The organism is Sediminispirochaeta bajacaliforniensis DSM 16054 (genome assembly GCF_000378205.1).
GTDB lineage: Bacteria > Spirochaetota > Spirochaetia > DSM-16054 > Sediminispirochaetaceae > Sediminispirochaeta > Sediminispirochaeta bajacaliforniensis.
In genome coordinates this window covers 32,338-58,415 of sequence record NZ_KB899422.1, presented here as the reverse complement: position 1 = coordinate 58,415, position 26,078 = coordinate 32,338, and the positions used below count along the sequence as shown (strand labels likewise).

The following is a 26,078-nucleotide window of genomic DNA, read 5'->3' as shown; positions in this document are numbered from 1 at the left end:
TATGCTTTTATGGGATAAGATTGAGACTCAGTCGAATGTTTTTAGTTCGACTGAGCAGAAATTAATTACCTATATTAAAAGAAATCCGCAGATCATATTTAAAACCATTACGGAAGTTATAGAAGAAAGCGGAGTCGGATATGGAACCATTATTCGTTTTTGTAAGAAAATCGGCTGTTCTGGGTTTCAGGATTTCAAAATTCGTCTTGCAACTGAAAATAATCATGTTGAACAGATAAAAGAAGGCGATAACGGCTCTTTTCTCGAAAGCTATCGGAAAAAAGTAATCAAACAACTGAATATTACCGTTCGGAATACCGATGAGGCGGCTCTGCTCGAGACGGCACAGCATATTAGATCGGCACGAAAGATTATTGTGATCGGTTTCGGCGGATCGTTTCCTATGGCGCAGGACTTTGTGTACAGGTTGTTGCGACTCGGGTTTGGGAACATTTCGCTTGATGCTGATGATCATGTCCAGGCGTACCGGGTTTCTTTATTAAGTCCTGAAGATTTGCTGATTGTATTTTCTTTTTCGGGAGCAACAAAGGGAATTCTGGAGACAGTGAAGCTGGCGAAAAAAGCGAAGGCGAGGATTGTATCGTTTACAAACCATATAAAATCGCCATTAATAGAACTGTCGGATTGCAGTATGATTACGGCGATCAAAATTCCGGCTCTTCAGGCGGAATTAAGTACCCGACTGCCTTTTTATTTTCTTATCGAGGTTTTGACGACTTTACTCTACGAAAACTATCCGGAAGTGCGAAAAGCCCTTGAGCTCACCTATGATGCCGTTGCCGATAAGCAGATATAAGATTGATTTGTGATTTCAGTGCGTAAAGGCGATAAACACCCGTTTCGCCTTTAAAAGAGAAATTCGCTGTACAACGGTAAGGTGACTATCGTCCCATTCAATCCATCCGCTTGCACCTTGCAATGAGGAAAGCGCTGTTTCTGCCCCATCGGAGGCATGCATAAGATAAAAGCGGACCTTCGTTTTGAGGACCTTTTCCCTTTGCTCGTCCTGAAGAAGATGCGAGATTGCCTGTCCCGGTTTTATCAGTTCAACAAGAATAAGGTCCGACGTATCATCGTTAACGATAAGAAATCCCGGAAAAAGAGGCGAGATCGGAAATATCTTGCCTTGTGCCGTTGTACCATCGGAAAGGAAGAGGGAACCTCGTGTTGAAGAAGGAATTCCAAGCTTATGAAAATAACCGATATAGTCCTCTGCATAATGGGGCGAAACAGCTGCCGTATAGTTATTATCGTCGAAATCTTCCAACAGATCTCGATACGCAGCTATGCGCAAATCAAGAAGCTCTATGATATTCCCGTACAGCCAATCCTTATTCTCGGCCATTGCGGTATAGAGATTGTGGTTGTTCTCCATGATCGGTTCACCGAACATGGTCAAGGTCTTAATTTTGGGGAAATCGATATGCTGCATAAAGGTGATGAATGATAGTCCGTCAAAGGCCGAATAGGCCAGGCGTGAGAGATCGGAACTTCTTGCATAGCCGCGAAATAACCGCAGCGCCTTATCAAGGGTTTTCCGATACTCGATATTTTCGGCAAGCTTTTTTTCGACCTCGCTTCTCCGCCGTATGTCCACACGATGAGGATCCTTGAGAACTAGTTCCTCCGACATATAGCGGGAGATTAACGTATCATCTCCTTCGGCTCCCGTTCTTATAATCTCGGGGTTATATGGTTTTTCTTCACCCGATTTTGTCAAAAAAAGATAGGAGTGCTGATTACGACTTGTTTTCGGTTTTATGAGCACATAATCGCTTGTTGCCTCGGCAACATAAGCAAAAAGCTGTAGGCTTTCGGGTGCAATATAGTCCCGTATCATTGCCGAAAATTCCGGAGACAAGGCTTCATAATCTGTGGAGACCTCGGTGGTGATAAAAAAAAGCTTCGCGGTACCGTCTCTGCCAGGATTATATCTCTTGAGATAGGTCCACATCTCTACGGGGTGAAGAACGAGGGTAAAAGACTCTTCTCCCCGTAGGATAATAAGATGACAGGATCCTTCCTGAATCGAAAAATCGGGAATGGAGAAGGTATATTCGCTATCCGGAAGATTGTTCGTCCACAATCTGCCCTCAAAGGCATGCTCCTGCCTAATCCCCCGAGGTGCACTTCCTTTACGAACCAGTTGATCATCAAGAAAATCCTCTTCCGACAAAAAGAGCGGGGCCTTTCGAAAAGACCATGTTTGATCGGTGAGCATCTTATAATAATATCCGTTTTCTCCCGCAGCATTGCTTCCCGCGACACGCAGTTCGCGGGCTTCATTTCCCCTTCCGGTCTGAAGTATCGTAATGCGACGGGATAGACGTGCCCCTTCCGACAGGTTGATGGGCGGCTGCCTTTGCCAAGGCTCAGAGGGCAGGGCCCATGGGGTGAAATTGGAACGGTAATCGGAACCTGCTATACCGAAATCCTGTTTCTCATAGGTATATTTATAGAACATCGGATCACTCCCGATGGTGTCGAAATCCGCCAAACGGGTATACATCTCTCCGGCCGCATTTATAAGGAACATGGTCGATGCACTTGCACTGATTGATTCAGCTATAAAACTTCCCCGTTCCGGGCCAAGAAGATTATGACTGAAATCACTAGGCAATCCTGTATCTGCAAATCGTATTTCTTGACCTTCTTTTCCGAGAACGTAGATGGTGTTGATCCCCATGGTCCCATAGTGATGCTGATTGTGATAGATATCTTCGTACCAAAGGACCTGATCGTTACGGATACCGATGCTCCAAGCGCGGTTTCCCACGACAAGGGGATTTATCTTTAACTGTGATTGGTAGGGCCACCCCTGAACATCATACCATCTTTCTTTCCTCTGCCGGAGGCTGTAGCCAAGTTTGATGCGGTAGAATACTCCTTCATCGGACAAGGCCATGAGTTCATCGGCGTCCGCCGAAATCTCCACAATTCGTGATGCATGATGAAAATTCAGGGAAAAACGTCTGTGTGGCAATCCCGTTTTTGTCAAAAGGGCCCAATTCGTCGGCTTTGTTTCCTCATCTTTCGACTTATAGTAGATGCGGCCGTCGACGAGAATGAAATTGTAATTGGTATTGAAGGTTTGCGTACGGGTCTTTATATAAATAGTTTCAGGCAAGTGTCCGTTTATGTCCTCTTCCAGATACTGTTTTTCCGACAACGGAAACGAAAGCCCTTCCTCTTCTTCGATGCTTTTTCGGTCCTGTTCGATTCTGTACATCGAGGTATCGAGATAGGCATTGGGATACCTTGTTGCACAGGAAAAACAGAGGAGTGAAATGAGAAGTGAAAACATCAAAATGGGGTATGGAAAAAAACGACGTAGTATCACAATAATATTAATTATATATAACACATAAAGGGCGGCGTCAGTTGAAACCGCCCTTTATCATAGGTATCAGATAAGCTCTTTTCCCGCCTCGAGGCTTAGGGAAATAGTAGGCTTATTACACACTTCGTCCGGCCCGTAGTACTGGATTGCGCCGGGGTAGGTAAAGCTGGTTTTAATCGCCCATTCATCTCTGTGTGCGACGAATGTTCGGAAAGGAGCTCCCGATAAATCGACAAGAGCCTTCTTGATAACAGGCTTCATCTCTCCGTGCCGAAGCTCCATGTTCATCATCATGGTAAGAGGAATTCCCCCTGCAACCCATTCGGAGGCTGGCTCTCCGAGGTTTCTGATGGAGGAAATATAGCCGCTTAGGCCCTCCCGGATAAGAATCGCAGCATTGAAACCAAGGGCATAGCAGTAGTTTGCATCAAAATTGGAGGGAAAGGCGCAACGCCCCTCATATCCGAAAAAGTGGTGCTGTGTAGAGAACTTTCCCGCATATTTGCCGTCGTGCTTCATCTCTTCAAGCTTATCCGCAACCATTTCAATAAGCAGCTGCTCGGTTTCTATTCTTGATACCTGTACATTTCCGTGGGGATCTCTGTCCATGAGGAGCTGGCGTTGAATATTGTTCGGCAGGCTGGAGAAGACATAGGAACTGTCTCGTGAAAGGTTCTTATTTACCCATTCGGACTGATCCTCAAAGGTCCTGAGGGTAGAAAAATGTTCCTCGTGGTGAGCCAGCAGATCATTGAGCTCCTCAATAAGGTGTTTCATCTCCGGAACGAATTCAATTAACCCTTCGGGTACAAGGGCAACGCCGAATTCTTCACCCTCTTTGCTCCTTGTCACAACGACATCGACAATCTGGTTGACTATCTCATTGAGCGTCATTCCTTTCTCTTCGACCTCTTCGCTGATAAGAGCGATGCTTGGGTGTGTCTGGAGGGCACACTCGAGGCAGATATGGCTGGCAGATCGCCCCATCAACTTGATAAAATGCCAATACTTCTTGGCAGAGTTTGCATCACGTTCAATATTACCAATCAGTTCGGAGTATGTTTTTGTAGCGGTATCGAAACCAAAACTTACCTCGATCTGCTCATTTTTCAGATCGCCATCGATGGTTTTAGGAACACCAATCACCGAAAGGTCATGTTTCTGCCTTGCAAAGTATTCGGCCAGAACTGCAGCGTTCGTATTGGAATCATCACCTCCAATAATAACGATGGCCTCTATGCCTCTGGCTTTACAAACTTCCGCACAGCGGGCAAATTGCTCTTCGGTTTCCAGTTTTGTTCTGCCGGAACCGATAATGTCGAATCCTCCGGTATTGCGGTACTGGTCGACATACCCGTCGGTAAGTTCAATGGCTTTATCATTCAGAATCCCTGAGGGGCCTCCGAGAAAGCCGAACAACTTCGATTCCGGATTACATCTCTTCAAACCGTCGTAGAGTCCTGCAATGACATTATGTCCGCCTGGGGCCTGTCCTCCGGAAAGAATGACACCCACCTTTAAGGCTCTTGAAGTGACACTGCCCTCGCCGGGTTCAAAGGTAACGATTGGCTTTCCGTAGCCTATGGGAAAGAGTTGTTTCAGTTCATTCTGATTGGCAACCGACTCTGTTGCCTCTCCCTTCACCGTTTTTAACGTGCCCAGATCACCTGAAAGCGCCTTCGGGAGAACAGGCTTATAGCCATATCGGCTTTTCTGTAGTAGTGAAATATTCATCTGGATACTCCTCGGATTGATGTATTACGTACGCGTTTTATTTTTATACGACGGTCGACGGTTGGTGGTCAAGTTTATCGCTCCCCGTTGAGGATATTAAGATGGGAGTGACACTTCCTTTTCCTAGGTAATGCTCCATCCTTTCTCGAAAAAAGGAAAATCGGTCGTTGGGAACATAGACCTGGATGGTTCCGGCAAAGCCTCCTCCATGTACCCGGCAGGCTCCATCATTATCAATCAACTCTTCGGCAAGGGCCAAAGCCATGGAGATATTCTGTTCCTCCGGTTTGGATGGGGAATAGATATTCTGAAGCAGATCCCGGCTACTTTTGGCAGAAGCCCGTATGATCGAAAGATATTCCTGCATGTCTCCTTTTTTTAATGCTTCAGCGGCTTCTGTTACACGCGCATTTTCGTTGAAGAAATGGAGTGCACGCAATACAGCCCTGTCTCCAACCGATTTTCGAAGGGATGGAAGCTCTTCGAAAATCTGATTTCGCGACAACTGGCGACATGCCGTTTTTCCGAAAAAACGGGCGACAGCCTCCATCTCTTGGGGAACCGCCGCATAATCGCCGGTAAGATCGGCATGACTACCCCCCGTATGAATCACGGCGAGGGTGTACCCGTGGTCGTAAAAGCTAAAGTCGACCGATTCGATTATCGGCTTATCCGGATATTCCAGATCAACGGACACAATACCGCCGTAGGAACAGGCAATCTGGTCCATAAGGCCGCAGGGCTTTCCGAAAAAACGATTTTCCGCCTCTTGTCCAGCGAGGGCCATGGTCAAGGGATCGATAGTGTCGTTGTTAAAGAGTCTGGAGATGATTTTTGCAATGAGCACTTCAAAGCTTGCCGAAGAGCTTAAACCGGAACCAAGAGCCACTCTGCTGCGAACGAAGGCAGAAAAACCTTTCGTTTTAAAGCCCTTCCTGTGAAGGGCTGCAATAACCCCCCGTACAAGGGCAGCGGAGCTTCCTTGTTCCTCTTTTCGCGGCTCGTCATTATCGATTATAAGGTCTACCCGTTCGGGTAACCCCTCCGTGATGATCTCAACCCGCATATCGTCCCTCGCCGCAACGGCGGCCGTCTTGGCAAGATCTATTGCCGCAGCAAGGACTTTACCTCGATTATGATCGGTATGATTACCGCAAAGTTCCGTTCTTCCCGGGCTGACGACCAAACAGCTGCTTTCTCGACGGAACTGGTTTGCAAATAATGTATCCAGCTTTCCTTTCGACGTCATCTTTGATTCCTACCTGTTGTTTCGGGTTTTGTTTCTACAGTATGGGGCGATATTACCCTTTCTGGCAAGGGCCCTCCCTTTGACTATCTCTTGAGGACCGGTATACACTAGTTGTATGAAGTGTGATGCGTATTTTCTACAGAATATTGTACAGCATTATCCCTGGGGGGAAGAGACGGCTATCCCCGAGCTTTTGGGGATCAAAGCCGATGGCCGCCCCTTTGCCGAGCTCTGGATGGGGGACCATCCCCGCGGTCCGAGTAAGGTATTGTCTAATGAGGGGAAGTTCGAGGAATTGGGAGATCTTTTGAGTACCAATCCCGAGGCTTTTCTCGGCTCCGGGATTAATGGGAAATATGGTGGGCGTTTGCCCTTTCTTTTTAAGGTTCTTGCGGCAAAGACGCCTCTTTCGATTCAGGCCCATCCTAATAAAGCACAGGCGGAGGCGGGATTTGCCAGAGAGGAAGCTGCCGGAATTCCCATTGACGCCCCTCACCGCAACTATCGCGATAGAAATCACAAACCGGAAATCATAGCGGCCCTCACTCCTTTTACCGCCATGTGCGGCTTTCGTGATCGAAGCGAAATTATCGACGGTTTTTCACGTTTAAAAAGCCGTACGGCGGAAGAAAAACTCCTCCCTTTACTTAAGGGAAAAGAACATGCTCTTTCCTCCTTTTTTACGGCCCTTCTTAATCTTGAGAAAGAGGATAGCAAAGAACTTACCGATGCTCTCGCTTCTTGGGCGAGGGAAGAAAGAGGGCCTCTTGACGGAAAGCAAAAAGAAGCTGCTCTTGTTCGTAGATTTATCGACTATTATCCCGATGATCCTGCCGTATCGGCACCGCTTTATCTTAATGTAATCCGCTTGGCTCCCGGTCAGGCCCTTTATCAACCGGCAGGCCTGCTTCACGCCTATGTGGAAGGGGTAGGCGTCGAGCTTATGGCAAACTCCGATAATGTCCTTCGGGGAGGGCTTACACACAAACATATCGATATGAATGAACTTGAATCGGTGCTCATCTTTTCTTCTGCCACCCCTGCAATACTTACGCCGGTCAAGTCGAATACAGGGCTATTCCGCTACCAAACGCCGGCACAAGAGTTTGAATTGCAGCGGTTCGACGGCGGCGAAGCAACCATTGAAGGCCGTTTCCCTGCGGTCGTTTTGGTGACAAAGGGGCATCTTCTGTTTCGAGTATCGGGGCAAGCGGATTCAGTGGAGGCAAAACGCGGACAGAGTCTCTTCCTTCCTGCATCTTGCGGCTTGCAGATAAAAGGAGAGGGGCAAGCCTATATAGCCACCCTGCCTGGAGATCTTTTGGGTGAAATTATTAGTTGACGCTGACGGTTGTCCGAGAAATGTTCGTGCCATTGTGATTCGGGCGGCCGAGCGCTTGGGGATTCCCGCTCTTTTTTTTGCCGACCGCCTTTTGCCTGATGTAGAATCTTCCAATCAGGAGATGGTACTTGTAGGAAAGGGGGACGATTCGGCGGATGATGCCCTTGTACAGCAATGTGAAGCCGGGGATATTTGTATCAGCCGTGACATTCTCCTTGCATCGAGGGTGGTTGAACGGGGGGGCGTAGCCATTGATACCGATGGATCGGTCTATACTAAAGAGAATATCGCCGAACGGGTAAGCATGAGAAATATCATGACCGAATTGCGATTTTCTGGTATCATGCCCACACAAAAAAAGGGTGGAGAACAACATTACACTCCATTTGCAAATGCCTTTGATACCCTATTGGCAAAACATAACAAGGGGTAAATCATGAAAAAAACCTTTGATCTTGTTTTTTTAGTAGTTCTGCTTCTTGCCCTGGTGACGGCTTGCTCCCCTTCGAAATTTGCTACGGAAATGGCAATAGACGCCTTAACCGGAGCAGGAAGTTCGACGGTTTTTAGCGGCGAAAGCGATCCTGAATTGGCAGCACAATCGCTGCCCTTTGCCTTGAAAATGTACGAGGCCCTATTAGTCGATCATCCGGACCATCCGGCCCTTCTTTCTGCCGCTGGTGAGGGGTTTGTCTCTTATGCCAATGCCTTTTGTCAGCTTCCTGCCAGTATGGAATCCTCGTGGGAAAAGCAGCGCCATATGCTACAGCGTGCCGCCTCTCTCTATCTTAGGGGACGCGATTATGCATTAAGAGCCCTTGAAACGCGGCACGACGGATGCATTCGTCTGTTGGATGAAAAACGATACGACGAGGCACTGGGGAACTGTTCGAAGGAAGATGTTTCGGATCTCTACTGGGCTGCCGCCGGATGGTTTGGGGCAATTTCGGCCGAAGGCTTCAATATGAGGCGAATGGCGGAGGCCCCCACCGCATATGCCCTTCTTGTGCGGGCACTCTGTCTTGACGAAGGCTTTAATTACGGAGCCCTTCATGAGCTTGCCATTGCTGTGCTTCCCGCTCTGCCCGAAGCGATGCGTTATCGGCCGAATGTGGCTCCCTCCGACGACCCCGTTCGGACATGGGAGGCCGATTATTACCACGGCCTCGGGATTGATCCAATCAGCGATCCCTACCGAGCCGCATATCATCATTTTGAACGATCGCTTAAGCTGGGTGAAGAGGGACTTGTGAGCCCTTTTGTCGCCTATGCCGAGGGTGTCTGTGTTCCACAGCAGGATTACGAGGGGTTTCGGGCTATGCTTGAAAAGGGGCTCGCCGTCGATATGGAAAAGTGGCCTGATTCCCGGCTGGTAAATACCCTTCAAGAGGAGAAGGCTCGGTGGCTTCTTGCTCATGCCGAGGATTTTTTTGTCGTTATTCCCGATGAACAATCGGAGGAGTAAAATGAAAAGAAAAACCATGTTTGGTGTTGCCGTTCTGTATTGTCTGTTTGCCGTGATGAGTCTACCCGCTCTGACCTTAAAAATCGGAAGTATAGCACCAGCCGGAAGTCCATGGGACCAGACCCTGAAAGAGATCGCTGAAGACTGGGAAGAAATTTCCGATGGCCGCCTCAGTATAAAAATCTATGCCGGAGGAATTGCGGGCGACGAAGAGGCCATGATCAGAAAGATGAGGGTAGGGCAGCTCGACGGTGTGGTTCTCACCTCCATCGGACTTGATATCATCAGCCCCGATCTTTTCATTATGAGCCTTCCCCGTATTATCCGCAGTGCCGATGAGTATGATTATCTTGTCCCCAGGATGGAACCGACCTTCGACAAGATCGTCAGCGAGAAGGGGTACAAACTGGTTACCTGGACCATGGCCGGTTGGATAAAATTTTTCTCCACAAAACCTGTCATTACCCCAGATGATCTAAAGCGTTTGCGTCTGGGGATCATTCCGGGACAAGAGGGAATGGAACGGATATGGAAAAATATGGGATACAGGGTTCTGCCCGTCGACACGATAGACTGGCTCAGCTCTTTTCAGGGGGGAATGATTGAGGCAACCTTCACAAGCCCCCTTGCGGCAGCGGCCTACCAGGTCTTCGGCGTTGCAAACCATATGCTTGAATATCCGATTTCTCCGCTGCTCGGTGCTCTCGTATTCAGTGACCGCAGCTGGAAGCGGATACCGGAATCGCTTAGAATACGGCTCCTTGAATCGGCCCAGGAGCATATCAAGCCCCTGTACGAGCGCTCTACCCAGCTTGAGGAGGAGGCAATGTCGATCATGAAGGAAAACGGTCTGGTGGTCCATACCTTAAGCGATCAGCAATGGGAGCTGTGGGAAGAGGAAATCGCCCATGCCTATTCCTCAGGACTGGATAAGGATTACTCAGGAGATGTCCTGCAGGAGATTCAGGCGTATCTTGAAGAGTACAGGAAAAAATGAGACGAATAGAACGCGTCGTTTCCTATATCTCCGGTCTGTCGATCCTCCTGCTCGTCGCCCTTCCTGTTTCTGAAATCCTCCTGCGTCTGTTTTTCAGCAGGGGGATTACCGCTTCATCCGACTATATTACCCACCTTGTGCTCATTCTTACCTTTCTCGGAGGGATCGCTGGTGCGATCAATGGCGATCATCTAAGCATTTCTGCCGTTGCCCATATTCTTAAAGGTAGAAAGGCCTTTGCTATTTCTCTTGCGGGGACCTTCATTTCCGTCGCCGTTTCCATTGCATTTGCCTGGACTAGTCTCTCGATGTTACTTATAGCCTTCGGTCCCGATGCTATGGTGGGGGTTATTCCAACACGACTGATCATCCTCATCATGCCGCTGGGCTATCTTTTCATGGCCTTCGGCTTTATCTCCCGTCTCATTGGGGATGACCGCTGCCCCCGCCCTGTGTTTTTTTGCAGCGTGACAGCAATCGTCTGCGGGACGCTTCTCGCCCTGCCTGCGGTGGCAAACCTGCTTGCCTTTTTCCCTGTTCCCTTGGATTTTATCGATACTGCTGTCCAGGTTTACTACAATGCGGCGGAAAACGTGGTACCGTTGCTGCTGATACTTTTTATCTTCGCTGCTTTTCTGGGCGTGCCGCTTTTTGTCGTACTCGGCGGTGGGGCCCTGCTTCTTTTTGCCCAATCCTTCGGCAGTCTTGAGGTTGTACCGATCGAATCCTATTCGATGTTGACCGCCCAGACCATTGCGGCAATTCCCTTATTTACCGTGGCCGGTTTTGTCCTTTCCGAAAGTGGGGCGGGTGAACGCCTCATTGCCCTTTTTCATCTCCTGTTTCGGGGACTTCCCGGCGGTATGGCCGCGGTGGCTGTTATTGTCTGTGCCTTTTTTACGACCTTTACCGGCGCTTCCGGGGTGACCATTTTGGCCCTCGGTGGTCTTTTGTCGGTTATTCTTAGAAAAAACGGCTTTGATGAACGCTTTGTCGACGGTTTACTCACCGGCAGCGGAAGTATCGGTCTCCTTTTTCCTCCCAGCCTGCCCATCATCCTCTATGGAGTCGTCGCCCAAATCAGTATTCGTGATATGTTTTTGGCAGGCATTATTCCCGGCGTGATCATGGTAGTCATGGTCTCGTTCATGGGCTTCCGGGCATCATCCAAAGGGGTAATGGTAAAGGAGTCCGACCATGGACCTGTCCTGCGTGTCATAGGTAATGCGCTTTGGGAAGGGCTCTTACCGCTTGTCGTGCTTGTTCCCTATTTGACGGGAATAGCCACCATAGTGGAAACCGGGGCTGTCACCTTACTCTATGCGCTCATCGTTGAGATGTGCATCCATCGAGATATTTCGCTTCGCAGATTACCATCGGTCCTAGTAAAAAGTGTCCCTATTATCGGAGGGGTGCTGATTATTCTTGCATCAAGTCGGGGCCTTGCTTATTACATTGTCGATGCGGAAATTCCCATGAAGCTCGCCGCCTGGATGGAAGCCCATATTTCCTCCCGGCTGCTTTTTTTACTTTTACTTAATATCGGCCTTTTGATAACCGGCTGTCTCATGGATATCTTTTCGGCGATCATGGTGGTTGTCCCCCTCATCCTCCCTTTGGGAGAGCTGTTCGGAGTACATCCTGTACATCTTGGAATCATTTTCCTTGCAAATCTGGAACTCGGTTATCTCACGCCGCCTGTCGGTTTGAATCTTTTTCTTGCCAGCTATCGATTCGGGAAGCCCCTCCCGACTATATACCGGTCGGTGCTTCCCTTTTTCCTTGTGATGCTGGTTGCTGTTTTACTGATAACCTATATACCGGCACTCAGCCTTATCTTTGTCGGCAGCTAAAAGGCGGCGTTGCCGACCGTTCTGGGAAACGGAATAACATCTCTGATGTTTTGCATTCCCGTGACATACTGAATAAGCCGCTCAAAACCAAGTCCAAAACCGGAGTGGGGAACCGTACCGAAACGACGAAGATCAAGATACCACCAGTACTCTTCAGGATTCAACCCCGTGTCGTGAATACGCTGCTCAAGTACCGAGAGCCGGCTCTCCCTCTCGCTGCCTCCTATGATCTCCCCAAGTCTGGGAACAAGCACATCCATGGCCGCGACGCTCTTTCCGTCATCGTTAAGCTTCATGTAAAAGGCCTTTATTTCTTTGGGATAGTCGGTTACTATCACCGGCCCCTTACAGACCGTTTCGGTCAAAAAGCGTTCATGCTCCGACTGCAGGTCGGATCCCCATTCAACGGGAAATTCGAAGTTCGTTTTGCCTGTTTTGAGGGCCTGAACAGCCTCGGTATAGCTCATATGGGTAAAGGGCGTATCAATGACCTTTTCAAGGCTGTCAATAATACCCTTTTCGACCCATTGATTAAAGAATTTCATGTCCTCGCTGCAATGTTCAAGGACCGATGATAGAATATTTTTCAGAAAGGCCTCGGCAAGCTCCATATTACCCACAAGATCGCAGAAAGCCATTTCAGGTTCGATCATCCAAAATTCCGCAAGATGACGAGTCGTATTGGAGTTTTCCGCACGGAAAGTGGGGCCGAAGGTGTAGACGTCCGAAAAGGCGGAGGCATAGATTTCGGCCTCAAGCTGTCCGCTTACCGTAAGGCTGGCTCTCTTGCCGAAAAAATCCTGAGAATAATCGATCTGGCCTTCCTTCAGCGGAACATTCTCCAAGGGAAGGGTTGTAACCTGAAACATCTCACCCGCGCCTTCGCAGTCGCTGGTGGAAATAAGCGGGGTGTGAACATAGATAAAACCCCGCTCCTGAAAAAAACGATGAACGGCCCAGGATAACTGGTTTCTCACCCGTGTGACGGCCCCAAAGGTGTTCGTTCGCGGTCTGAGGTGGGCGATCTCCCGCAGAAATTCAAATGAATGACGTTTTTTCTGAAGCGGATAAGTGTCAACAGGGGCTTCTCCGATGAGCTTCAGCGTGTCGGCCTGAAGCTCGATACTCTGATTCTTCCCCGGGGAGGCTGCGAGGGTACCGGTAACTTCCACACTTGCACCTGTCGTGATGCTATCGATGACCGAACTTTTACCTTCCTCTGCCTTATCGATGATAACCTGAAGATTTCGAAAGGAGGAACCGTCGGACAGCTCGAGAAAACAGACATTTTTCGAGTCCCTTTTGGTTCTGACCCATCCATATACCGTTAAACGCTCTCCAGGTGACATAGAAAGAATGGTGGTGATTCGATGTGTTCTTTTCATATGAATATTGTGTACCACGTTCCCGGCTATTGGTCAAATGTTCGCTATCGCCTTTTTGCACTCTTCCCTTGCAAATTCTTCTTTCGAAGTATAAAGTTTAGCGATCATGATTCAGATAATCGGCAGTAAGAAATGTCGTGCCACAAAAAAGGCTAAACGTTTTTTTAGTGAGCGTGGTATCGGCTTCCAGGATTTTGATCTGAAAACGCACAGGCTTTCTCCCGGAGAACTCTCGAATATAGCTAAATCGGTTCCTCCCGAGGAACTTATCGATAGTGACGGTGATTTTTACCGCAAGGCGGGGTATCAGTGGAGGGAGTATGATCCCCTTGAAGAGATCCTTGAGCATCCCGAGCTTTTAAAGACGCCGGTAGTGCGTGCCGCCGGTAGTGCTGTCTGCGGGGATGCTCCCAATGTATGGAGTGAGTTTGTCCGTCGGGAAAAGGGGTAGCGATGCGTTATTCGATTCTCGGGAGCGGATCGAATGCGAACGCCTATCTGTTCGAGCATGATGGAGAAGCTTTTCTGTTCGATAACGGTTTTTCTCTTAAGGAGTTGACCAGGCGTGCGGAATCTTCGGGGTTCGATCTATCGCAATTAAAATTTATATTTCTTACCCATATTCATGATGACCATCTTAGGGGAGTAGCACCACTGTCCCGTCGTTATCATCTGCCGGTGGTAGCTCATGGTGAACTTGATCTCGGCCGCTATATTAAGGGGGATATTGAACAGAAGCTCGATATCAGGACCGGTCGGGAATATAAAACCGGAGCCTTACGCTTCGAAGCCTTTCCAACCAGTCACGATGCCCCGCATTCGATGGGCTACCATTTTACCCTTGCCGGAACAACGTTTACGATTCTGACCGATACGGGGCTTACCTCGGAAGTCATGACAAGATATGCAGAATCTTCGGATGTGTTGTTTCTTGAAGCAAACTACGATGAGACATTGCTTGAAAGTTGTTCTTATCCACGGTTCCTTAAAAAACGTATTGCATCAGATAAAGGACATTTATCGAATAGTGCTGCCGTTCAGTTTCTGAATAACCTTTCTCCCGAGTCTATGCTTTCATCGGTCTATTTCTGCCATCTTTCCGGGAACAGCAATAATCCGGAACTCCTTGCGCATCATGTGAAAGAGAGTCTCGAGTGGAAGGGGCGTTACCGAATTCTAAAAAAAGGTGAACGTTTTGTGCCCGCCGCCGCGGAGAATTGGGAGGAACGAAACCTATGACATTCGATACACTCACGCTTCGGGAATTCATTAAACAATCTGCACGACGATACGATACACGTCCGGCCCTTTCCTTTATCAAGGGGGGGACGATTACCTACCGTGAACTTGACGAAAAAAGTTTGCAATTGGCGGCGGCACTGAGAGAGCTTGGCATTAGGCCCGGTGATCGAGTCGCCATCGTTTCGGCAAATATGCCGAATTGGGGGCTCGCTTATTTTGCAGTCTCCAGAATGAAGGCTGTTACCGTTCCGATCCTTCCGGATTTTCCTCCTTCCGACATGGTCAATATTCTCATCCATGCCGGAGTCTCTGCCGTTTTTGTTTCCCGAAAGCTCTATCCGAAACTGAAACGTGTATCAGAAAAGGGAATTGTGATTATCTTTATCGAAGATTTTTCTCTTCTGAAAGAGGACGAGACGTCCGTTCCCTTCGACTTGAAGCCATTTGAGGAAAAAAGTGAGAAAGATCTGGGGATAGATATTCCAAAAGAAGATGATGTGGCGTCGATCATCTACACATCAGGTACGACGGGCCAGTCGAAGGGCGTGATGCTTAGCCATAGGAACCTTGTTTTTGATGCCCTTGCGACCAGCCCCATTCCGGGTATCAAGCCCGGAGATACCCTCATCTCCATTCTTCCCTTAAGTCATACCTATGAATGTACCATTGGAATGATTATTCCTTTGATGTTGGGTGCCCATGTCCACTATCTCGATAGACCGCCTGCTCCGAGTGTTCTGCTACCGGCACTGAAAGAGATTAGGCCCTCTCTGATGCTTTCGGTACCTCTTTTGATCGAAAAGATATATCGTCAAAGCATTCTGCCTCTTTTGAATAAAAAGGCGGCCGTAAAATTTCTCTATCGAATTCCTCCCTTTCGAAAAATGCTCAACCGTATTGCCGGAAAAAAGCTTATGAAAATTTTCGGCGGGCGGCTCTATTTTTTCGGTATTGGTGGTGCGGCCCTTGCTCCCGATGTTGAAAAATTTCTTCGGGAAGCACAGTTCCCCTATGCGATCGGTTACGGTCTCACCGAAACGAGTCCCCTTATAGCCGGTTGTTCCCCCTCACAAACGAGATATACCTCGACCGGGACAATCATTCCCGGGGTTGTCGTCAAACTTGGAGATCTGGATCCTGTGACAGGGGAGGGAGAGATTCTTGTAAAAGGGCCGAATGTCATGATTGGCTACTATCGTGACGAGAAAAAGAGTGCTGAAGCCTTTACCGAAGATGGATGGTTCCGTACCGGGGATCTCGGAGTCTTTGACAAAGACGGCTTTCTCTACATCAAGGGCAGAAGCAAGAACATGATTCTTGGTCCAAGCGGTGAAAATATTTATCCGGAATCGATTGAGGCGGTTATCAACCAATTCGATTTTGTGACGGATTCACTGGTTTTTGAAGAAGAAGGGAAGATCTTCGCACGAGTCCACGTCGATTATGATCAAATCAAGGAAGCATTCAGCCATCTTGCAGACTCTGCCGGAGACATTTCCCATCACGTCGGTGAATACCTTAACGAGTTGAAGATTATGGCGAATAAGCGCCTGAGTTCCTTTTCCAAGTTACATGATCTGCTGGAACAACATGAGCCCTTTGAAAAAACTCCGACCCAAAAGATCAAGCGCTATCTTTACAGTGGTAAGACAAAGCGGCACAATAAAGGCAACGAAAAGGAAGACGGAGAAAAGCATTGAACGAGAACGATCAGAGAATCAATGACCTTCACATTCGCTCTACGGTTCCTCTCATAAGTCCAAAAGAACTGAAGTGGGAGTACCCCTTAACCCCTGCGATTGCGAATACGGTCATTGAAAGCCGGCGAATCATTAAAAATATCATAACCGGGAAGGATAAACGGCTTTTAGCAGTCGTCGGCCCCTGCTCCATACACGACCGCAATGTCGCCATCGATTATGCAAAACGGCTTAAAGAGTTGGCCGATGAGGTTTCCGACGCTATCTATGTAGTGATGCGTGTCTATTTTGAAAAACCACGAACCACAATAGGATGGCGGGGCTTGATTGTTGATCCCTATCTCGACGGAAGCTATGACATTGCCTACGGTTTGAATCTTGCACGGCAGATTCTGCTTGATATTGTCTCGATGGGGCTGCCGACAGGAAGTGAAATGCTCGATCCTATTGTTCCCCAATACATTGATGATCTGGTCAGCTGGGCGGCCATCGGTGCACGGACCACCGAGAGCCAGACACACAGGAATCTTGCAAGCGGGCTATCGATGCCTGTGGGCTTTAAAAATGGTACCAGCGGCAGTCTCGAGCTTGCGGTCAATGCCATGCAATCGGCAGAACAGCCTGCAAGCTTCATCGGAATTGATCAGGATGGTAATACCTGTATTCTCCATACGACGGGGCATGACGTCTGCCATCTCATTCTGCGGGGCGGCAGGAGCGGCCCTAACTACCATGAAGAGGATGTCGAACATGCCCAGCGTCTTTTAGAGGAGGCGGGACTCCTTCAAGCGGTTTTTGTCGATTGCAGTCACGCAAATTCCGGCAAACGACAGGTACGGCAGCGCCGGGTACTCCGTTCTGTTATCGATCAGATTGTCAGAGGGCAGGATGTTATCCGCGGAGTGATGATCGAAAGCAATATCGAAGAGGGCTGCCAGGATATTTCCGACTCCCCCGATGAACTGAAATATGGAATTTCCATCACCGATGAATGTGTCGGCTGGGAAGAGACCGAAGATATGCTAAGAACGGCCAGAAAGAGGCTGAAGGAGGCACATTGATGAACAAGAAGGCGGTAATACTACTTGCCGACGGATTTGAAGAGGTTGAAGCGACTACTCCTATCGATTTTCTTCGCCGGGCAGGACTTGATGTCTGTGTTGCTGGCGTAGCAGGAGAGCAGGTAACCAGCTCCCACGGCCTTACTGTGGGATGCGATTGTTTGCTGAGCGAGGTGAAGAGTTCCGATTATGATGCCGTCATTATTCCTGGAGGTATGCCCGGAGCCGCGAATGTTGCCGAAAGCGGTGAAGCCCGTCGACTTGTGACCGATCTTATGGAAGCGGGCAAACTTGTTTCGGCTATTTGTGCGGCACCTGCAGTGGCTCTTGAAGCTTTTGGAGTCTTGAAAGGCAAAAAAGCCACCTGTTATCCCGGATTTGAAAAGCATTTTTCCGATGTAAGGTTTTGTGCCGATCGGGTGGTGGTCGATGACAACCTCATAACCAGTCGGGGGCCTGGTACTGCCGCGGAATTTGCTTTGGCCTTAATCTCCTACCTTGCAGGAAGCACGGTGGCAACTCAGATTGCTAAAGATACCTTACAAAAATAGTTGTATGTTTTCTCCTTCAAACGCCGTTAGGCATTAGACATTGAAAAAGCGTTTGAAGGAGATTCTGCCTCCAAAGCGATAATGAACATAGAAAAAGAGAGCCCCGAGAGGAAAGAGGGCGGAACCGGTTATCACTGACCAGCCGTGGATCTTTTGGGACGTTCCCCTATTGATTGCAATAATTGCGTCTAAGATAAGACAAAAGAGGGCTACCGCCCATAACGATACCCCGGCTATATTGAATCCTCTTGATTTTGCCTTTGCACCGTAAATAATGGCCGCTACCGTTATTGCTGTGGCAACCAGGGTGATCGGCAGGGACCACCGAAGAAAACTTCCGAGGGTTCCCGTTATCATATGAAAGAGAAGTGCGATAACAAGGGCAATAAGCAGATACGAACTAAGCAGTTTCCAGACATTTCTGACAAATAGCGAACAGGCACATATCGCAAAGGCTCCCAGAAGAGAGACAATTGGAAAAATCGACCAGGTTATTTCTCCATGTAACAAAAGGTCGGTGGAAAGTGTTACGGTAAAGGGAATAAGCAATATGAACAGGATAAAGTGTAAGGCTGAGAATCGTTCCCTGTTTGTAAATCTTCTCCGTTGATAATGCAGCTTATGTTCCCTATCAGGATATTCGCCGAAACCGATGGGCTTGGTATCGATGGAAGGTAACGGGGTTTTGCAAAGCGGGCAGGTTTGGGTATCGGGATCGACCTCAACTCCGCAGTGGGGACAATAAGGCATTCGTTTCTCCTTTCCAGTTACCTCTAAGGTATGGTCGTATCCCAGCTTTTCTGAGAAAGCTGAGAAAATGATATTCCAAGAGCCGTTCTTCCACAAGTGATCCAAAGGTTATCGAGAGGGTGTCCCCGTAACTGATGACCCCACACTTGATGCCAAGTACGGGGCTTGGCGGTGGAACAAAGCTAACGCTTTTGACAAGATTGTTTAGTGGTTTAGGAAGGGAAAAAACCCCTAAATTCGAAAGATTTCCGGAAAAGGCCTTTTCTCCCTGATCTCTGTAGACCATCCGAATAACACTGTTTTTTACAAAAAGCGGTGCAATACGAAGCAGGGGATGCACAACCCCCCGCATGTTCTTTCTAATATCCTGCTTCACATTACGGTAGTCGAGTTGGCTTCTGAGAAAATGGTGCACCTTCGGGCAAATTTCATCAAAGTGATAATAGCCGAGACGAGTATCCAAATGGGGAGAGAGGGCGAGAAAAAAGTTGCGCATGGTTCGGCTAGGAAGCATAGGACGAAGATTAATGGGAACCATAATGGAAAGGGGAGACCAGCGTTTTCTCGGTCGTCTCTTCATACAGCGTATCTGAATCTCCTGGAGGGCAAAAAAGTAGACCGATACAAGATATTCCGTCAGGCTGAGTCCTCTCATCTTTGCCTGGTTAAGAAGCTGAGCAACAGGCATATCGGCCGTGAGAACACCGTACTGGTCGGTACTTTTCCGCTTTCCCGGAAGACGAAAGGCTTTGAGGTAGCCTTCCGAGTCCGGAATATCGGAATCAAAGTAGCGCCTGAAGGCATCTTCGGCCTCTTCCTCAACATATGGAGAGGTGCCAAGACGTATCTGTTCATCGGCCTCAAACAAGCGTCGATCCGCCTCAGACAAAGCTCCCTTACGTTCCTTGTAATAGTCTGCAAGAAGGGTCTTCAGAAATATCATTGCTCCGGTCCCGTCGGTGAGAGCATGGCTGAATTCAACTGCGATAGTATTCCCCCATGCACGTACGCGAAAGGGAAAGACTCCTCGTTGTTTGAACGGCATAAAGGTACAAGGATATTTACTGTCGATAACAATGTGGGGAGTTCTTTGGTTCTTGACGAAGGTATACCAGAAAGCCCCGGGACGCAAATGGACCTTGTAGTACGGGAATTTATCTATAGTCACGGCAAGGGCCTTGTTGAGGATATCGACCTGAACGGCCTCGAAAAGGCTTACTGAAAGACGAAATATGGTGGTATACGATTTAGAGAGTACTGCCGGGTAGAGATTTCCGTTGTTATCCAGCCTTGCCCAGTTACTTTGCATGCGCATATTCTATATCAGAGTCGGGCTCGTTGACAGTAGCATGTAGCATCGATATCCTTTTTTCTGGATTACTCAAGAGTGGTATCATCAATGCCGATAAGATAGATGGAGCTATGAAACACATTAGACTGTTTTTTTTAACAATTGTCATCTTTGCTTTCCCGTTTTGGGCTCAGACCCAAAACCAGAGCTATACGGTGAAACCCGGGGATACGCTTTACAGCATTGCCCGTAGTTTTTCTCTATCCCCCGATGCCTTAATGACGGAAAACGGCATTAAAGACCCTACCACTCTTCAAATTGGTCAGAAGCTTATGCTTCCTCAGGTAGAAAAAGAGTATACGATCCATGAAGTGGCACGGGGGGATACGCTCTACGGAATCGCACGAGAGTATGAGATTGATATTGATCGTCTTTGTTTAATAAACGACATCTCAAAGGATTCGCTCCTCAAGATCGGAATGGAACTCAAAGTACCGATTATCTCCAAGCTTCCGGTCCTCGAAGCGGGAAAAGAGGATGATACTAAGCACAACGATTCCGTTCCCCCTTCTTCAGGAGGTGTTCCCCCTCTATCTGTCTATACAGGAGTTCCTCTCTGGCCCCATGCAGGAAGCCGACGGGACCTTTCGGGAAAGTTGAAGGGGATTGAAATTCAGGGTAATGCGGGAGACGACGTTGTGGCGGTTAATAGCGGCAATGTGGTCTGGGTTGCTCCCTACAGAGGCTACGGTCGTCTTGTCATGGTCGAAGGGGCGGACGATACCATTTACGCCTATGGCGGCAACGGGGAGACCTTCGTGCATGTCGGAGACAGGGTCACACCAGGAACCGTTCTTGGAAAATTGGGAACTCACCTCATAGAAAAAGATGCAAAAGTCTTCTTTTTTGTCTATAAAGACGGAAAACCGCTTGATCCGGCAAAGGCTCCCCGTGGATAATGGGCTACCATTAATAAACGGGAGTGGATGTGGAAGATATACGAGTCATTGCAATCGGGGGCGGTTCTGGTTCCGGTAAAACAACCATTGTCCGAAAGATATCGGAAATCGTTCCGGACTTTAACTTCATCCCGCAGGACAACTACTATAAGTCTGCAGAGTATATCAACAACAGTAATATTACGGCTTTTAACTTTGATCATCCCGAGGCCTTTGATAACGATCTCTTATACGAGCACTTGCTTGCCCTCAAATCGGGAAAGCGTATTCAAATGCCTCAGTATGATTTCGTCCATCATCGAAGGAAGGAAGAAACGGTCCCGCTCGAACCCAAGCATTTGATTATTTTCGAGGGGATTATGGTTTTTTCCGATGCAAAAATTCGTTCGCTTTTTGATCTGAAGCTTTTTGTCGATACTCCCGACGACATCAGATTTATCCGCAGATTGGAGCGGGATGTGAAGGAGCGAGGGAGGACTGTCGACTCTGTTATCAATCAATATCTTGAAGTAGTAAGGCCTGGACACTATGAGTTTATTGAACCGACGAAATTGTATGCAGATTTGATTATTCCCGAAGGGGGCTTTAACGATAACGCCCTGAGGGTATTGATTCCGTTTATGAAAGAGATTAGTCGAACTGAGGAGGAGAAGAGATGAAACGACTGACTATCGGTGGAATGCTTTTTTTTGTCACGGCGATCCTGTTTGCTCAGGAAAGCTTTACCGTTACCTTTAGTAACCAAACGGGCTACGACATCAATGAGCTTTATATTTCACCCTCGAGTTCTGATGATTGGCAGGACGATCTGCTTAATGGCAACAGTGTTCGCGATGGCGAATCAAGTGATGTGCAGGTACCGTTGTCCGATCCCGATGCGGCCGTCTACGATGTCCTTGCCGTAGATATCGACGGCGACCGATACACCCGTTACGAGGTTGATCTTTCCGATGCAGCCGATCGTACCATAACCTTTACCTTTGACGATTACTCGGAAGGAAGTGACGGTGGTGGATCGGATAGTAGTGACAGTTACAATCAGGGATACCTTGACGGTTATCGGGAGGCTTGGAGAGAGGCCTATAAAGAGGCCTACAGCGAGGGCTATCGAAGCGGTCTTGAGGATGCCGGTGCCCTGTCCGAGCATAACAGATAGGGGATCTACCCTGTTTAGGATTTTTTCCTGCGATGGAAGCGGCGATATCCCTCCCCGATCTCTTTGAACGAGAAGTGGTCGGGGACAGGGTCGTCACCACCGGTAAAGAAGGCTCCTGTACAGCGTCCTATACGAGAAACGGCCAGAAGTGTACCTTTCAGGATCCCATGTTTAAGTATGGCTTTTTTGCCATACGATGAGCAGCTTGGGGTATAAATGCAGGTGTCGGGTAGGGCCGGAGAGATAACAATTCTGTAGAACTCTATGGGAAGAATCCATATTCTTCGGACAATTTTCGCAAGATTCATTAAAGGAAAATATACGATTTTCTGTATGTTATGACAAGGTAAAGGATTAAGAGGCTGTGGTGGGTTTGACGAAACTTTGCTTTTATTGTATAGTTTATATGAATACAGGGTCTTATTAGACCCTATGAAGGGAGATTGTTATGGCAGGTAGCGTATCAAAGAACGCTCGTCGTGGCGGAGCGCAGCAGCTCGTCAGTCGCTGGGGCGGAAATATTAAGATGAAATCTGTCTTTAAGAATGGCAAACTGAAGCATATGGCCGTGTGTGAAGCAAGCGGCAACACCGCACGTAAGCCAAAGGATTTGATGTAGAAGAGGTTTTCTTCTATAAAAAAGGGACTGTCGTTTGAAGCGATCAGTCCCTTTTTTTGTATCAGCTGAAAAAAGTCTTATGCCTTATAGGCCCAGGACTCCATCCAGAATTGAGATAGCCTTGTCGATCTCCTCCTTTGTGACAATCAGGGGAGGAACAAAACGAATGACCTCGCTCCCTGCTCTCACAAGCAGCAATCCCTTGTCCATGCAGGCCGATATGACGTCTGCCGATCCCGATGAAAGTTCTATTCCCCGCATCAAACCCAGTCCCCGTGCATCTACTATATGTGGGTGTTTTTCTTTCAGCTCTCCGAGCTTTTGCCCCAGATATGCTCCAACCTCTTCCGCATGGGCGAGGAGTCCCCTGTTTGTCAGCTCATCGAGTACGACCGAGGCTGCCGCACAAGCTAGTGGGTTACCTCCGAAGGTAGCGGCATGATCTCCTGGCTTAAAGGCCGCTGCCCTTTCGGTGACAAGGATACCCCCCATTGGAAAGCCTCCGGCGATCGCCTTTGCCATGCAAAGGATGTCCGGCCTGATACCGAAATGCTCCCAGGCGAAGAGCTTTCCCGATCGACCAAAACCACACTGCACCTCATCGAAAATCAGGAGGAGATCATACTTTTCCCGTAGTTCATCGGCCTTTTCAACAAAGGCCGATGAAAGAGGCTTAACGCCGCCCTCACCCTGAATCGGCTCCATGATGATTGCACAAACAGAGTCATCGACAGCCTCTTCCAACGCCTTCGGATTATTGGATTCGGTGAATCTGACTCCCGGTAAAAGAGGGGTGAAAGGGGCCTGATATTTCTTTTGTCCGGTAACGGAAAGCGCCCCGAAGGTTCTTCCGTGGAAGCTTCCGCTCAGCGCTACGATATCACGTCCTGCTTTTCCCGTTAACCCGGCACGCTTTCTGGCAAGCTTGAGGGCCGCTTCAATCGATTCGGTTCCGCTGTTGCAGAAAAAGGCCTTGTCAAAGCCACTACACGCAAGAAGTGCATCCATATAATCGACGGTTACGGGATTAAGATAGAGATTTGAACAGTGCATCAGCCGTTCTGCCTGCTGTCCAATGGCCTTTGCCAGGCGGGTGTTGCCGTGTCCCAGTATGTTGACTGCAATCCCTGCAACAAAATCAAGATATTCCTTGCCGTCGACATCGGTAACAGTACATTCTTTTCCATGATCGAGAACGATGGGAAAAGGTGCATAGGTTTCAAGCGCGTTTTCGCTGTTTTTTTGAAGATATGTTTTACTTACCATAAGACGGTTCCTACTCCTTTGTCCGTAAAAATTTCAAGAAGCAACGCATGTTTGCTTTTTCCGTCGAGGATGTGGACGGATTCCACTCCCTTCTGTACCGCTTCGGCCGCACAGGTGATTTTGGGAATCATTCCCCCGGTAATAACCGAATCGGCGACCAGCTCGGGGACCTCATCGATCTTTATGGTGGAGATAAGTGAGGTGGGATTGCCTATCTCACGCAGCACACCGGGCACATCCGAAAGGAAAATAAGCTTTGTTGCGTGTAGGGCCGCTGCAATCTTTACCGCAGCAATATCGGCATTAATATTAAGGCTATCGCCTTCGTTTCCGGCACTAACCGGGCTTATGACGGGAAGAAAGCCATTTTGCATGAGTGCTGTTACAACCTCGGTGTTACAGGCCACGATCTCTCCCACCGAGCCGATATCCTTACCGTCGGGACGATGGAGTTTTGCCTCAAAGAGGCCCCCGTCTTTGCCTGAAAGGCCGACGGAACGGATCGAACGGTCAGAGAGCATCTGCACGATTTTCTTATTAACGCTCCCGGAAAGTACCATCTCCGTGATTTCCATGGTTTGCGGATCGGTGATCCTGAGGCCGTTTTCAAAGGAGGGCTCGATGGATAAGCGTTTCAGCATTGCATTAATTGCGGGCCCTCCGCCGTGAACGATGACCGGTTTCACCCCTAAAACCGAAAGAAGGGCGATATCGTCCATCACCATCTGCTCGAGAAGCGGGTCTGTCATTGCCGCTCCCCCGTATTTAATTACCACGGTTTTTCCTGAAAATTTCCTGATATAGGGAGCCGCTTCGATAAGCGTTTCGGCTTTGTTGATGTAGGCTTGCATTAGGTTCTATAATCTCCGTTGATTTTCACATAGTCGTAGGTAAGATCGCATCCCCAGGCGGTGGCAGAAGCGCTTCCCTCTTCCAGTCCGATGAATATTTCGATCTCCTGCTGACTAAGAATTTTTTTTGCCTCTTCTTCGCTGAAAACGACCGGGGTTCCACGTTTCATAAGGGTAATTGCTCGTGTTCCATCAAAATTCCGAAAGCTGATACTTACCGCTTTCTGGTTGAAATCGGCACCGCTGTAGCCCATGGCCGCAATGATTCTTCCCCAGTTTGCATCTTCACCGAAAAAGGCACACTTTACGAGACTGCTTCCGATGACTCCCTTTGCAAGGGTCCTCGCATTCTGAAGAGAGGAGGCTCCTTCCACACGGCAGCGCAAAAGTTTCGTTGCGCCCTCTCCGTCCCGTGCAATTTCTACGGCAAGATAGCGACAGATATCGTAAAGCGCCGAGTGAAAACTGGAGAGAAAATCCATCCGTTCCTGTTCACAGGTAAAACGACCCCTGTCCCCCGGAGGGCAGAGGAGTAAAACCATATCGTTGGTACTGGTATCTCCATCGACCGAAATCATATTGAAGGTTTCATCCACAACCAATTTGAGCGAACTCTGGAGAGAAGGGGCGGAGATAGGAGCATCGGTCACGATAAAACCGAGCATCGTGCCCATGTTTGGATGAATCATTCCCGATCCCTTTGCCATTCCGGTAATGGTGAAAGAAGAGCCTCCGGCAATAAAACGGCAGCTTACACATTTGCGTCTGGTATCGGTCGTCATGATGGCATCTACTGCGGCCAGAAAATGTTCGCCGGAACTTCCGGTTTCGATGCTGCCGGCAGCATGTTCCATCTCCGCTATGGGAAGCTGAACGCCTATAACGCCGGTGGAAGCGGTAAGTATCTGTTCGCTTTTGCAACCGATATGCTGTGCAGCGGCGGCGGCAAAGCGTTCGTTATTGCCCTCTCCCTCTTCCCCCGTACAGGCGTTGGCATTTCCGCTGTTTACGATGATTCCTTTTACGGTCTCTCCACGATCAACGAGTTTTTCGTTTCGAACAACACAGTGTGCTCTCACCTTGTTACGAGTAAAAACCGCCGCACAATTGCTTGGCTCCTGTGAAACAATCACAGCGGTATCTAATTTGTCCTTTTTTATTCCTCCCCGGTATCCGGCAAAGGAAAAACCTGACGGAAGCTGGATATCTGCTCCCGTCCTCAATTCGTTATGAAATTCCTGCATAA

At 48.5% G+C, this 26,078-nt stretch carries 25 protein-coding genes; 15 read left to right on the top strand and 10 right to left on the bottom strand.

The features are described from left to right. Window position 1 precedes the first annotated feature (1 nt). Entirely contained in the window at window positions 2-817 is an 816-nt protein-coding gene (locus F459_RS0115985; protein WP_245540199.1) for a MurR/RpiR family transcriptional regulator, read from the top strand. Window positions 818-832: 15 nt separating this feature from the next. Here the strand turns inward: F459_RS0115985 and F459_RS0115980 are convergent, their stop codons facing one another. The 3 genes from F459_RS0115980 to F459_RS0115970 form a co-directional block, all read right to left on the bottom strand. Further along, a complete protein-coding gene (locus tag F459_RS0115980; RefSeq protein WP_245540198.1) occupies window positions 833-3,361 on the bottom strand; it encodes a hypothetical protein in 2,529 nt (842 codons plus the stop codon). A 66-nt stretch (window positions 3,362-3,427) separates the two neighbouring features. After that, a complete protein-coding gene (locus tag F459_RS0115975; protein WP_020613720.1) occupies window positions 3,428-5,095 on the bottom strand; it encodes a diphosphate--fructose-6-phosphate 1-phosphotransferase in 1,668 nt (555 codons plus the stop codon). A gap of 43 nt (window positions 5,096-5,138) precedes the next feature. After that, a complete protein-coding gene (locus F459_RS0115970; RefSeq protein WP_020613719.1) occupies window positions 5,139-6,344 on the bottom strand; it encodes a galactokinase in 1,206 nt (401 codons plus the stop codon). A gap of 115 nt (window positions 6,345-6,459) precedes the next feature. Here F459_RS0115970 and manA point away from each other — a divergent pair, with 115 nt between their 5' ends. Genes manA through F459_RS0115945 form a run of 5 tightly spaced genes read left to right on the top strand, consistent with a single transcriptional unit; the run spans window position 6,460 to window position 12,001 of the window. Next, window positions 6,460-7,686: a mannose-6-phosphate isomerase, class I gene (gene manA, locus F459_RS0115965; RefSeq protein WP_020613718.1), complete on the top strand. Its 1,227-nt coding sequence runs from the start codon at window positions 6,460-6,462 to the stop codon at window positions 7,684-7,686. Continuing rightward, window positions 7,670-8,119, top strand: coding sequence for a YaiI/YqxD family protein (locus tag F459_RS0115960; RefSeq protein ID WP_020613717.1), 450 nt, complete (start codon window positions 7,670-7,672; stop codon window positions 8,117-8,119). The genes manA and F459_RS0115960 overlap by 17 nt, the downstream gene beginning before the upstream one ends. Before the next feature lie 3 nt (window positions 8,120-8,122). Further along, window positions 8,123-9,151 carry a TRAP transporter TatT component family protein gene (locus tag F459_RS0115955; protein ID WP_020613716.1) on the top strand — a complete coding sequence of 343 codons (1,029 nt, stop codon included), beginning with the start codon at window positions 8,123-8,125 and terminating at the stop codon, window positions 9,149-9,151. A 1-nt stretch (window position 9,152) separates the two neighbouring features. Next, window positions 9,153-10,148, top strand: a complete 996-nt coding sequence (locus F459_RS0115950) for a TRAP transporter substrate-binding protein (RefSeq protein ID WP_020613715.1) — start codon at window positions 9,153-9,155, stop codon at window positions 10,146-10,148. Next, entirely contained in the window at window positions 10,145-12,001 is a 1,857-nt protein-coding gene (locus F459_RS0115945; RefSeq protein WP_020613714.1) for a TRAP transporter large permease, read from the top strand. The genes F459_RS0115950 and F459_RS0115945 overlap by 4 nt, the downstream gene beginning before the upstream one ends. Here the strand turns inward: F459_RS0115945 and asnS are convergent. After that, entirely contained in the window at window positions 11,998-13,386 is a 1,389-nt protein-coding gene (gene asnS, locus F459_RS0115940; RefSeq protein WP_026295068.1) for an asparagine--tRNA ligase, read from the bottom strand. The two genes, F459_RS0115945 and asnS, sit on opposite strands and share 4 nt — an antisense overlap. A gap of 106 nt (window positions 13,387-13,492) precedes the next feature. On the opposite strand from asnS, the gene F459_RS0115935 reads away from it, so the two are divergent. From F459_RS0115935 to F459_RS0115915, 5 genes are read left to right on the top strand one after another with little or no spacing between them, the layout of a single operon-like run. After that, a complete protein-coding gene (locus tag F459_RS0115935) occupies window positions 13,493-13,837 on the top strand; it encodes an arsenate reductase family protein (RefSeq protein ID WP_020613712.1) in 345 nt (114 codons plus the stop codon). 2 nt (window positions 13,838-13,839) lie between these two features. Then, the gene (locus F459_RS0115930) at window positions 13,840-14,625 is read left to right on the top strand and encodes an MBL fold metallo-hydrolase (RefSeq protein ID WP_020613711.1); all 786 of its coding nucleotides are present in this window, start codon (window positions 13,840-13,842) and stop codon (window positions 14,623-14,625) included. After that, complete coding sequence (locus F459_RS0115925; protein ID WP_020613710.1) at window positions 14,622-16,328, top strand: AMP-binding protein; 1,707 nt, start codon at window positions 14,622-14,624, stop codon at window positions 16,326-16,328. Before F459_RS0115930 ends, F459_RS0115925 begins: the two co-directional genes overlap by 4 nt. Beyond that, complete coding sequence (locus F459_RS0115920) at window positions 16,325-17,389, top strand: 3-deoxy-7-phosphoheptulonate synthase (protein WP_020613709.1); 1,065 nt, start codon at window positions 16,325-16,327, stop codon at window positions 17,387-17,389. The genes F459_RS0115925 and F459_RS0115920 overlap by 4 nt, the downstream gene beginning before the upstream one ends. Then, window positions 17,389-17,940, top strand: a complete 552-nt coding sequence (locus tag F459_RS0115915; RefSeq protein WP_020613708.1) for a DJ-1 family glyoxalase III — start codon at window positions 17,389-17,391, stop codon at window positions 17,938-17,940. Before F459_RS0115920 ends, F459_RS0115915 begins: the two co-directional genes overlap by 1 nt. 33 nt (window positions 17,941-17,973) lie before the next feature. Here F459_RS0115915 and F459_RS0115910 read toward each other — a convergent pair whose 3' ends face one another. Both F459_RS0115910 and F459_RS0115905 read right to left on the bottom strand, forming a co-directional pair. Continuing rightward, entirely contained in the window at window positions 17,974-18,690 is a 717-nt protein-coding gene (locus F459_RS0115910) for a zinc ribbon domain-containing protein (protein ID WP_020613707.1), read from the bottom strand. Continuing rightward, window positions 18,662-19,999: a hypothetical protein gene (locus tag F459_RS0115905; protein WP_020613706.1), complete on the bottom strand. Its 1,338-nt coding sequence runs from the start codon at window positions 19,997-19,999 to the stop codon at window positions 18,662-18,664. The genes F459_RS0115910 and F459_RS0115905 overlap by 29 nt, the downstream gene beginning before the upstream one ends. A gap of 113 nt (window positions 20,000-20,112) precedes the next feature. On the opposite strand from F459_RS0115905, the gene F459_RS0115900 reads away from it, so the two are divergent. The 3 genes from F459_RS0115900 to F459_RS0115890 are packed head-to-tail and all read left to right on the top strand — an operon-like array spanning window position 20,113 to window position 22,096. Continuing rightward, window positions 20,113-20,940 carry a M23 family metallopeptidase gene (locus tag F459_RS0115900; protein WP_020613705.1) on the top strand — a complete coding sequence of 276 codons (828 nt, stop codon included), beginning with the start codon at window positions 20,113-20,115 and terminating at the stop codon, window positions 20,938-20,940. Window positions 20,941-20,969: 29 nt separating this feature from the next. Next, the gene (udk, locus tag F459_RS0115895) at window positions 20,970-21,599 is read left to right on the top strand and encodes a uridine kinase (protein ID WP_020613704.1); all 630 of its coding nucleotides are present in this window, start codon (window positions 20,970-20,972) and stop codon (window positions 21,597-21,599) included. Then, a complete protein-coding gene (locus tag F459_RS0115890) occupies window positions 21,596-22,096 on the top strand; it encodes a hypothetical protein (RefSeq protein ID WP_020613703.1) in 501 nt (166 codons plus the stop codon). Before udk ends, F459_RS0115890 begins: the two co-directional genes overlap by 4 nt. A gap of 14 nt (window positions 22,097-22,110) precedes the next feature. Here F459_RS0115890 and yidD read toward each other — a convergent pair whose 3' ends face one another. Next, window positions 22,111-22,404, bottom strand: coding sequence for a membrane protein insertion efficiency factor YidD (yidD, locus tag F459_RS23675; protein WP_081623750.1), 294 nt, complete (start codon window positions 22,402-22,404; stop codon window positions 22,111-22,113). A gap of 140 nt (window positions 22,405-22,544) precedes the next feature. Between yidD and F459_RS24175 the strand changes: the two genes are divergently transcribed. Beyond that, window positions 22,545-22,715 carry a hypothetical protein gene (locus F459_RS24175; protein WP_013254815.1) on the top strand — a complete coding sequence of 57 codons (171 nt, stop codon included), beginning with the start codon at window positions 22,545-22,547 and terminating at the stop codon, window positions 22,713-22,715. 84 nt (window positions 22,716-22,799) lie between these two features. Here F459_RS24175 and F459_RS0115875 read toward each other — a convergent pair whose 3' ends face one another. From F459_RS0115875 to argJ, 3 genes are read right to left on the bottom strand one after another with little or no spacing between them, the layout of a single operon-like run. Then, complete coding sequence (locus tag F459_RS0115875; protein ID WP_020613701.1) at window positions 22,800-23,981, bottom strand: aspartate aminotransferase family protein; 1,182 nt, start codon at window positions 23,979-23,981, stop codon at window positions 22,800-22,802. Further along, a complete protein-coding gene (argB, locus tag F459_RS0115870) occupies window positions 23,975-24,832 on the bottom strand; it encodes an acetylglutamate kinase (RefSeq protein WP_020613700.1) in 858 nt (285 codons plus the stop codon). The genes F459_RS0115875 and argB overlap by 7 nt, the downstream gene beginning before the upstream one ends. After that, entirely contained in the window at window positions 24,832-26,076 is a 1,245-nt protein-coding gene (gene argJ, locus F459_RS0115865; protein ID WP_020613699.1) for a bifunctional glutamate N-acetyltransferase/amino-acid acetyltransferase ArgJ, read from the bottom strand. The genes argB and argJ overlap by 1 nt, the downstream gene beginning before the upstream one ends. Window positions 26,077-26,078: the final 2 nt, after the last annotated feature.